The following is a 6,622-nucleotide window of genomic DNA, read 5'->3' as shown; positions in this document are numbered from 1 at the left end:
TGGCTCTTTGCCCACTCGCCCTGCTCGGCACTGCCTTCTATCCGGTTCTTGTTCATCGGCTCGCAGCTTCGCTCCACGCTTCCTCCCCACACTCGTCGCCCTCGTGCAGTTGCGCTTCACTTCGTTCGTCGTGATCAACTTACGGCAGGACTTGCAACCGCAAGAGGGCGCCCATGCTGGGCGCACAAAGAAAAGGGCGCCAGAGGCGCCCACCGAAGGTTCGAGGTACAGCCGGCGTCAGCCGCCCGATGCCGGAGGTGTCGCGGGCGCGTCGGCGCAGCCGCCCTGGCCCGCGCGCAGCCCGCGCGTGTCGTTGCAGATGGTGCCCGAGGTGGTCCAGACCATGTTTGCGGCGCCGTCGGTCTGGCTCGGCGTCAGCGTGACCGTGAGCGCGGTGCCCGTCTTGCTGGTGGCGCCGGTCGTGGCGGCGATGATGCCATTGGTGATACCGAAGCCGCCGGTGACATTCTTGGTGGCGGTGAAGGTGGACGGAATTCCGTTGGTTCCGGTATTGCACCCGGTGAATGTGCCCAGGTCGGTGGCGCAGGCGACCACCGAACTTTTCAGCGCTGCCAATTCCGACATCGCCGCGGCGGCGCGGGCGCGCGAGGAATAGTCGGTGTATTGCGGAATGGCGACCGACGCGAGAATGCCCAGGACGGCAATGACGATCATCAACTCGATCAGGGTGAAGCCCCGCGAGCCGTGGCGCGAATGACGATTTTCCATGACAGATCAACTCCCTTTGAAATTCCGCTTCTGATTCTTGGAGCGGCGCTCAATAGGATATCAGCGGGCTATTCGGCGTCCATCTGTGCGAATGGATGGGAGCTTATTTTTCTGCCAGAAATTTGGTTAAATTCCGCGAGCAGTTAATTTGTATTTATTTACGAATATTGATTGATCACGAATTGGCGGCAGGCGCGCGGCGGCGGGGCGCCGCGCGCCTGCGGGGATCACGCATTCATGTCGAGCACGATGCGGCCCTGGATCTGGCCCTTGTGCATGCGGGCGAACACGTCGTTGATGTTCTCCAGCTTTTCGGTGGCCACAGTGGCATGCACCTGGCCGCGGGCGGCGAAGTCCAGCGCCTCCTGCAGGTCCAGCCGGGTGCCGACGATGGAGCCGCGCACCGTCACGCCGCGCAGCACCATGTCGAAGATGGGCAGCGGAAAGTCGCCCGGCGGCAGGCCGTTGAGCGAGACGGTGCCGCCACGCCGCACCATGCCCAGGGCCTGCTCGAAGGCCTTGGGGGAGACGGCCGTTACCAGCGCACCATGCGCGCCGCCGATCTCCTTCTGCAGGTAGGCCGCGGGGTCGGTGTTCAGCGCGTTGACGGTGACGGTCGCGCCCAGGGTGCGGGCCAGCGCGAGCTTGTCGTCGTCCACGTCCACGGCGGCCACGTTCAGGCCCATGGCCTTGGCGTACTGAACCGCCATGTGGCCGAGGCCGCCGATGCCGGAGATCACCACCCAGTCCCCCGGCCGGGTGTCGGTCACCTTCAGGCCCTTGTAGACCGTGACACCAGCGCACAGCACGGGCGCGATCTCCACGAAGCCGACCTCCTTGGGCAGGTGGCCCACGTAGTTGGGGTCGGCCAGTGCGTAGTCGGCAAAGCCACCATTGACCGAGTAACCGGTGTTGCTCTGCGACTCGCACAGCGTCTCCCAGCCGCCCAGGCAGTGCGTGCAGCAGCCGCAGGCCGAATGCAGCCAGGGCACGCCCACGCGGTCGCCTTCCTTCACATGCTTGACGTTGCGGCCGATGGCGGCCACGAAGCCCACGCCTTCATGGCCGGGAATGAACGGCGGATTGGGCTTGACCGGCCAGTCGCCCTCGGCGGCATGCAGGTCGGTGTGGCAGACGCCGGAGGCCTCGATCTTGACCAGGATCTGGTCGTCGGCGGGCGTGGGGACGGGGACTTCCTCGATGGTCAGCGGCTGGCCGAAGGCGCGGACCACCGCAGCTTTCATGGTCTTCTGGGACATGCTCGATTCCTTCCACAACAAGAAGAGAAGAGGCCGCCCGCATCGGCCCGGTAGACGGGCGAGGGGCGGCCGGGAACGCGGACGGGGCGTCCGCGTGGACAGGCGTCACCTTAGGCCTGCCTCGGGCGGGGCAGGATGACCCATGTCAAAAGAAGCCCAGGGGCTGCTGGCTGTAGCTGACCAGCAGGTTCTTGGTCTGCTGGTAGTGGTCGAGCATCATCTTGTGGGTCTCGCGGCCGATGCCCGACTGCTTGTAGCCGCCGAAGGCGGCGTGCGCGGGATAGGCGTGGTAGCAGTTGGTCCACACGCGGCCGGCCTCGATGCCGCGGCCCATGCGGAAGGCGCGCGCGCCATCGCGCGTCCACACGCCGGCCCCCAGGCCGAAGAGCGTGTCGTTGGCGATCTCCAGCGCCTCTTCCTCGGTCTTGAAGGTGGTCACCGAGAGCACCGGGCCGAAGATCTCTTCCTGGAAGATGCGCATCTTGTTGTGGCCCTTGAAGACCGTGGGCTCCACGTAGTAGCCGCCGGCCAGGCCGCCGTCGAGCGCCTTGCGCGTGCCGCCGGTCAGGCATTGCGCGCCTTCCTGCAGGCCGATCTCGATGTACGACAGGATCTTGTCCAACTGCTCCTGCGAGGCCTGCGCGCCGATCATGGTGGCCTTGTCGAGCGGGTTGCCCTGCTTGATCGCCTTGACGCGCTTCAGCGCCCGCTCCATGAAGGCGTCGTAGATCGACTCCTGGATGAGCGCGCGGCTGGGGCAGGTGCAGACCTCTCCCTGGTTGAGGGCGAACATCGCGAATCCTTCGAGCGCCTTGTCGAAGTAGCCGTCGTCGGCCGACATCACGTCCTCGAAGAAGATGTTGGGGCTCTTGCCGCCCAGTTCCAGCGTGACCGGGATCAGGTTCTGGCTGGCGTACTGCATGATCAGCTTGCCCACCGGCGTCGAGCCGGTGAAGGCGATCTTGGCGATGCGCTTGCTGGTGGCCAGGGCCTTGCCGGCCTCGGTGCCGAAGCCGTTGACCACGTTCAGCACACCCGGCGGCAGCAGGTCGCCGATCAGCTCCATGAGCACCAGGATCGAGGCGGGCGTCTGCTCGGCCGGCTTGAGCACGATGCAGTTGCCGGCGGCCAGCGCGGGGGCCAGCTTCCAGGCGGCCATCAGCAGCGGGAAGTTCCAGGGAATGATCTGGCCCACCACGCCCAGCGGCTCGTGGAAGTGATAGGCCATGGTGTCGTGGTCCACCTCGGCGATGCTGCCTTCCTGGGCGCGCACGCAGCTGGCGAAATAGCGGAAGTGGTCCACGGCCAGCGGCACGTCGGCGGCCAGGGTCTCGCGCAGCGGCTTGCCGTTGTCGATGGTCTCGGCCACGGCCAGCGTCAGCAGGCTGGCCTCCATGCGGTCAGCGATCTTGAGCAGGACGTTGGCGCGGTCGGTGGCCGAGGTGCGGCCCCAGGCCTTCTTGGCGGCATGGGCGGAGTCCAGCGCGGCCTCGATGTCCCTCTCGTTGGAGCGCGGGATGGTGCAGAACACCTGGCCATCGATGGGCGAGACGTTCTCGAAGTACTGCCCGTCCACAGGCGCGACCCAGCGGCCGCCGATGTAGTTGCCGTACTGCTTCTTGAAGGGGTTGGCCACGCCGAGGTGGGCGATGTCTGCCATGTCCATGGTGCTTGTCTCCGGGGTTGGTTGCCGCGCCGGGGTGGGCGGTACGCTTGCTGGGGCAAGGCATGTGCCAGCGCATGGGCGCTGCACCGCGCGCGGAAAAATCCTTAAGCGACAGGCACTTGCCCGTCATGACTCCCAGTACGACCAGGTCCTGCGGGTGTTCGCCGGCTGTGTCGCAACGGCACAGTTGTGGCGTTGCGGCACAGCCCGTGGCAGCATCCTGGGCTCGCGGCGTGCGGCACCGATGCCCGCGCCACGCCTCATCCCACCGCCTTCTGGCGCATTCCCATGTCCCTTATCCAGATCCGCAAGCGCAGCCTCACCATCGAGACCACCTACCACGAGGGCGGCCCGGCACCGGCGCAGCCGTTGAAGCTGGCGGCCGCCTGCGCCGTGATCCAGAACCCCTATGCCGGCCGCTACGAACCAGACCTGATGCCCTTCATGGCCGAGCTGCGCGCGCTGGGTGCCGAACTGGCCACCGAGCTGGTGCAGACCCTCGGCGGCAAGGACAAGGTCGAGGTCTACAGCAAGGCCGCCATCGTCGGCATCGAGGGCGAGATGGAGCATGGCGCCGTCTGGCACGAGGCCGGCGGCTGGGCCATGCGCGAAGTGCTGGGCCAGCCCAAGGCCATGGTGCCGGCCAACAAGGCCGTGGCCGTGGCGGGCTACCGGCTGATGGTGCCGGTGCAGTACATCCATGCCTCCTACGTCCGCAGCCACTTCAACAGCATCGAGATCGGCATGCAGGACGCCCCGCGCCCGCGCGAGATCCTGTTCGCGCTGGTGATGGGCACCGGCGGGCGCGTGCATTCGCGCCTGGGCGGGCTGCTCAAGGAGAACGTGTCGGTGCACGACGGCCAGCGCTGAGGCGCTGGCGTCGGGCGCGCGGTGTCGGCCCGGCGCCGCGGCTCAGCTCCGCGCGGGCATAAAGGCCGTGGTCCCCGGGCGCCCTTCGACGAACAGCTGGGACGTCGCCGCGGGCGACTTCGCCAGCAGCCGGCCCTTGCGGTAGACCGCCAGCCGTGTGGCGCGCAGCCGGATCGCCTCCACCGGGTCGCGCGCCTGCAGCAGCACGAAGCTGGCGTCGCACCCGGCCGCGATGCCGTAGCCCGGCAGGTGCATCAGCCGCGCCGCATTGTTGGTGACCGCCTCGAAGCATTGCTGGATGCCGCCCTGGCTGGTCATCTGCGCCACATGCAGGCCCATGTGGGCCACCTCCAGCATGTCGCCCGAGCCCATGCCGTACCACGGGTCCATCACGCAGTCGTGGCCGAAGGCGACGTTGACGCCCGCCGCCATCAGCTCGGGCACGCGCGTCATGCCGCGGCGCTTGGGGTAGCTGTCGTGCCGGCCCTGAAGCGTGATGTTGATCAGCGGATTGGCGACCACGCTCACGCCCGCTTCGGCGATCAGCGGCAGCAGCTTGCTGACGTAGTAGTTGTCCATGCTGTGCATGGAGGTGCAATGCGAGCCGGTGACGCGGCCCTGCAGGCCCAGGCGCTGCGCGTGGAAGGCCAGCGTCTCGATGTGGCGCGACAGCGGGTCGTCCGACTCGTCGCAGTGCATGTCGACCAGCTTGCCCTCCTCGGCCGCGATCTCGCACAGCAGGCGCACGCTCTCGGCACCATCGGCCATGGTTCGCTCGAAGTGCGGAATGCCGCCCACGATGTCCACGCCCTTGCGCAGCGCGCGCCGCAGGCTGTCCACGCCCCCGGCCGTGCGCAGCACGCCGTCCTGCGGAAAGGCCACGAGCTGCAGGTCGAGGTAGGGCGCCACGCGGCGCTTGACCTCCAGCAGCGCGTCGACGGCCAGCAGGCTGGGGTCGCTGGTGTCCACATGGCTGCGGATCGCCAGCAGGCCCTTGGCCACCGCCCAGTCGCAGTAGGCGAGGGCGCGCTCGATCAGTGCCTCGGCCGTCAGCAGCGGCTTGAGCTCGCCCCACAGCGCGATGCCTTCGAGCAGCGTGCCGCTCTGGTTGACGCGCGGCAGGCCGTAGCTGAGCGTGGCGTCCATGTGGAAGTGCGGGTCGCAGAACGGCGGTGCCACCAGCAGGCCGCCGGCGTCCAGCGTCTCGTGAGCGGGCGCATCGAGGCCGGCCGACACCTCGACGATGCGCCCCCCCTGGACGGCGATGGACTGGTCGGTGCGGCCGTCGGGCAGGGTGGCGTGGGTGATGAGCAGGTCGAGCATGGCGGGCGTGGGATGTGGCTTGGCGGCTTGCAAAGGGCTTGCCAGCTGCGCGGCAGTGTAGGGGCCGGCCTCCAGAAGGCGGTCAGGCCACGCCGGCCGTCCTCACTGCCGTGTCCTGGTCCGCGTACGGCTCATGGCTGCGTCCGCGTCCAGTCCCTGCGGGGCAACCTGTACAACACATGCCGCTTCAATGGATGGCCGTCGGGAACCGCGGGATGGTCGAAGTCCTCCGCCTCGTCGCGCGCCATGCCCAGGCGCTCCATCAGCGCGCGGCTGCGCCGGTTGTCCACGGCGGTGAAGGCAACGATCTCGTCCAGGCCCAACTCGGCGAAGCCGACGTCCAGCGCCAAGGCCGCGGCCTCGGCGGCCAGACCTTGGCCCCACCAGGGCCGCGCCAGCCGCCAGCCGATCTCGACGCAAGGCGCAAAGGGCAGCGGCCATGCCGGCCGGTTCATGCCGCAGAGGCCGATGAAGGGTCCGTCGGCGCCGGCACCCGCCAGCTCCACGGCCCAGAAGCCCCAGCCCTGGGCATCGATCAGGGCCTGGCAGCGCTGCGCCATGAGCTCGCTCTCGGCGCGGTCCATGGTCGAGAGGAAGTAGGCCATCGTCTGGGCGTCGGCACTCATCGCTGCGAAGGGTGCCAGATCGTCGGGCTGCCAAGGCCGCAGGCGCACGCGCGGGCCCTGGAGCCGTGCGGGATCGATGGCGGTGAAACGCGTCTGGGCCGATGTCATGGCACGAGCTTAGCGCGCGCCGTGGTCGCACCAGCGTCGGC

At 68.1% G+C, this 6,622-nt stretch carries 6 protein-coding genes; 1 reads left to right on the top strand and 5 read right to left on the bottom strand.

The genetic code is table 11. The features are described 5' to 3' along the window. Positions 1–237: 237 nt before the first annotated feature. The 3 genes from DFR41_RS26830 to adh form a co-directional block, all read right to left on the bottom strand. The gene (locus DFR41_RS26830; protein WP_017757805.1) at positions 238–729 is read right to left on the bottom strand and encodes a pilin; all 492 of its coding nucleotides are present in this window, start codon (positions 727–729) and stop codon (positions 238–240) included. Between the two features lie 227 nt (positions 730–956). Then, the gene (gene adhP / locus DFR41_RS26825) at positions 957–1,988 is read right to left on the bottom strand and encodes an alcohol dehydrogenase AdhP (RefSeq protein WP_017757804.1); all 1,032 of its coding nucleotides are present in this window, start codon (positions 1,986–1,988) and stop codon (positions 957–959) included. Between the two features lie 145 nt (positions 1,989–2,133). Beyond that, positions 2,134–3,654 (bottom strand): aldehyde dehydrogenase, encoded by a 1,521-nt coding sequence (gene adh, locus DFR41_RS26820; protein ID WP_114804983.1) that lies wholly within the window; start codon positions 3,652–3,654, stop codon positions 2,134–2,136. A 288-nt stretch (positions 3,655–3,942) separates the two neighbouring features. Between adh and DFR41_RS26815 the strand changes: the two genes are divergently transcribed. Then, positions 3,943–4,524 (top strand): amino acid synthesis family protein, encoded by a 582-nt coding sequence (locus DFR41_RS26815; protein ID WP_017761988.1) that lies wholly within the window; start codon positions 3,943–3,945, stop codon positions 4,522–4,524. 42 nt (positions 4,525–4,566) lie between these two features. Here DFR41_RS26815 and DFR41_RS26810 read toward each other — a convergent pair whose 3' ends face one another. Together DFR41_RS26810 and DFR41_RS26805 are read right to left on the bottom strand one after the other, a co-directional pair. Next, a complete protein-coding gene (locus DFR41_RS26810; protein WP_043118143.1) occupies positions 4,567–5,847 on the bottom strand; it encodes an amidohydrolase family protein in 1,281 nt (426 codons plus the stop codon). A 131-nt stretch (positions 5,848–5,978) separates the two neighbouring features. After that, entirely contained in the window at positions 5,979–6,581 is a 603-nt protein-coding gene (locus tag DFR41_RS26805) for a GNAT family N-acetyltransferase (protein WP_114804982.1), read from the bottom strand. Positions 6,582–6,622 lie beyond the last annotated feature (41 nt).

Origin of the sequence: Pseudacidovorax intermedius (assembly GCF_003350475.1) — a bacterium.
Classification (GTDB): Bacteria; Pseudomonadota; Gammaproteobacteria; order Burkholderiales; family Burkholderiaceae_C; genus Xenophilus; species Xenophilus intermedius.
The sequence above is the reverse complement of the archived record's forward strand: the minus strand, read 5'-3'. Positions and strand labels throughout refer to the sequence as shown.

Coding starts and splice junctions, on each gene's coding strand:
- adh (WP_114804983.1), bottom strand. CDS start 3,654: ATGGACATGGCAGACATCGCCCACCTCGGCGTGGCCAACCCCTTCAAG.
- adhP (WP_017757804.1), bottom strand. CDS start 1,988: ATGTCCCAGAAGACCATGAAAGCTGCGGTGGTCCGCGCCTTCGGCCAG.
- DFR41_RS26805 (WP_114804982.1), bottom strand. CDS start 6,581: ATGACATCGGCCCAGACGCGTTTCACCGCCATCGATCCCGCACGGCTC.
- DFR41_RS26810 (WP_043118143.1), bottom strand. CDS start 5,847: ATGCTCGACCTGCTCATCACCCACGCCACCCTGCCCGACGGCCGCACC.
- DFR41_RS26815 (WP_017761988.1), top strand. CDS start 3,943: ATGTCCCTTATCCAGATCCGCAAGCGCAGCCTCACCATCGAGACCACC.
- DFR41_RS26830 (WP_017757805.1), bottom strand. CDS start 729: ATGGAAAATCGTCATTCGCGCCACGGCTCGCGGGGCTTCACCCTGATC.